Raw genomic sequence first — 2,266 nt, 5'->3', positions numbered from 1 at the left:
AGAGAAAATTTTCAAACAACACATAGATGATAAAAATACACTGATCAGAACTGATAAGTGGACGGGCTATAGTGAAATCGGATACGGTTACAGAACTAGAGGTTTCAAAGTAAACGTGAACGGTTACTACACTTACTGGCAAGATAAAGCCTTCACTAAAACGGTATATGATGACGACGGACAGTCTTACTCAGCGAACCTTTTAGGTGTGGACGCCCTTCACAAAGGTATTGAGGTTGACTTCGCTTGGCAACCAACTCGTAAGTTGACTGTAACAGGTATGGCTTCAATAGGTGACTGGAGATGGTTAAACAACCTTGAGAACGTAATTATCTATGATGACCAACAAAATCCAATCAACGAAGTAAACGTTTATATGGAAGGTGCTGAAGTAGGTAACTCTGCTCAAACTACAATGGCCATCGGTGTTTCTTACGAGGTATTACCAAAATTAAGATTAGATGCTGACTGGAACTACTACGGTCAATTATATGCTGACTACGATGTAACAAGATTAGATGATCCTCGCTACAACGAAACAAGCATGTACCAATTACCAAACTACAATCTATTTGATATCGGAGCTTCTTACGGCTTCAAAATGGGTGGATTCGACGGTTTAGTAAACTTCAGAGTAAACAACTTGTTTGACACTGACTATGCAGTACAAGGACAACAAGGTGGTTTGAACGAAATGGGACAACTTACTCTTAACGGTTACTACATGGGTATTGGTAGAACATACTCAGTTGGTTTGAAAATGAGCTTCTAGTATAAGCTAGAAAGTAAATATAGGAAAGCGTATCTTCTGTAAAGGAGGTACGCTTTTTTTATAAATCGAGCACAGTTCTGCTATTTATTCATCAATACTTATCTTCTTTCCACTCCTGGTACAGATCCAAACTTGTGATAAATCTTAAAAGCATCATCAATACACGCCGGCATCCATTCCCATGGGTTTCTTCTTGTTCTGAAGTATTCCATTTTTTTGAGATTGCATATGGTAGATGGCAAAGTTTTTAAGTTGTTATATTCCACTGATAAACTAGTCATCTCTATGCAATTACCAATCTCTTCAGGAATTTCAGAAAGTCTATTATCATCTAGATAAAGTTTTTCAAGATTTATTAATTCTCCTAATTCTTTAGGAATATGAGTAATTTTATTACCGCTAAGTCTTAATGTTTTTATTTGTTTACATTTCCATACAAATTGTGGTATTTCTTTTAACCCCATTTCATCAAGCCTTATATTAATTAAAGAGTCGATTAACCATAAATTATCTGGAAATGATTTCAGATTTTTACATTTTGTAAGATTTAGATGCGTTACTTTATTTAGCTTGAAAAGGGAGTCAGGAAGTTTTTTTAATTCAGGATTATTACTTAATGATAATCCTTCTAAATTTTTCAAGTTACTAATCTCATTGGGTAATTCCTCAATCAAGTTATTAGATATAGTAAATTCTACTAAAGAAGTAACATCACCTATCTCTTTGGGTATTTTTTTAATATTATTAGAACTTAATTCTAGATGTTTTAGTTTGTTTAATTTATTTATTTCTTTTGGTATTACAGATATAATATTATTTTTTAACCCCAAAAACTCTAAATGGTTTAATTTAAAAAATGAAGAAGGAATAGTTGTAAGATTACATTGGTGAATTATTAAGGTTTTCAATGATTTAAATTCAATAAACCTATCTACAGAGTTGATAATTTTTGGGTACTTTATTATTTCAATCAAGGCTATTGAATCTTTTTTATATTCAATATCAGAGAACCAATTGTCTAAACTATCTTTATGACCTCGAAAAGAAAACCAATACATATTATTTTCTATTCCTATATATGAATTAGGATATTTACTTTTTATTTCGTCAATAAAAGGTGTTTCAACTATTTTATCATTAGAAAAACTATTACAAGATGTGAGTAATATTACAATAAAAACAACTAACCTATTTCCAATAATCTGATGCATGACTTCTGTTTTTTAAATAAGAATAAACCTCCAAATTCTGAAGCATAAAGTTCTGGTATCCTATTATCTTCTTTCCACACCTGGTACAGATCCAAACTTGTGATAGACCTTAAAGGCATCATCAATACATGCTGGCATCCATTCCCATGGGTTTCTTCTAGTTCTGAAGTATTCCATCTTTTTGAGATTACATATGGTTGGTGGCAAAGTTATTAAGTTGTTATATTCCAGATATAGGCAAGTCATCTTAGTGCAATTACCAATCTCGTCAGGAATTTCAGAA

The 2,266-nt window shown here is 32.2% G+C and carries 3 protein-coding genes; 1 reads left to right on the top strand and 2 read right to left on the bottom strand.

Annotation, left to right across the window (positions count from 1 at the left end; genetic code table 11):
* Positions 1 to 772, top strand: a 772-nt coding sequence (locus tag HHU12_RS33560; protein WP_205960070.1) for a TonB-dependent receptor, incomplete at its 5' end; no start/stop codon positions are given.
* Positions 773 to 870: 98 nt separating this feature from the next.
* On the opposite strand, the gene HHU12_RS33555 is transcribed toward HHU12_RS33560, so the two are convergent.
* Complete coding sequence (locus HHU12_RS33555) at positions 871 to 1,983, bottom strand: leucine-rich repeat domain-containing protein (protein WP_169661088.1); 1,113 nt, start codon at positions 1,981 to 1,983, stop codon at positions 871 to 873.
* A gap of 63 nt (positions 1,984 to 2,046) precedes the next feature.
* Positions 2,047 to 2,266: hypothetical protein (locus HHU12_RS35175; RefSeq protein WP_205960069.1), on the bottom strand; the 220-nt coding region annotated here is incomplete at its 5' end.

This window comes from Flammeovirga aprica JL-4 (genome assembly GCF_012844305.1).
Classification (GTDB): Bacteria; Bacteroidota; Bacteroidia; order Cytophagales; family Flammeovirgaceae; genus Flammeovirga; species Flammeovirga aprica.
Note: the sequence above shows the minus strand (reverse complement) of the source record. Positions and strands in the feature narration are given on the sequence as shown.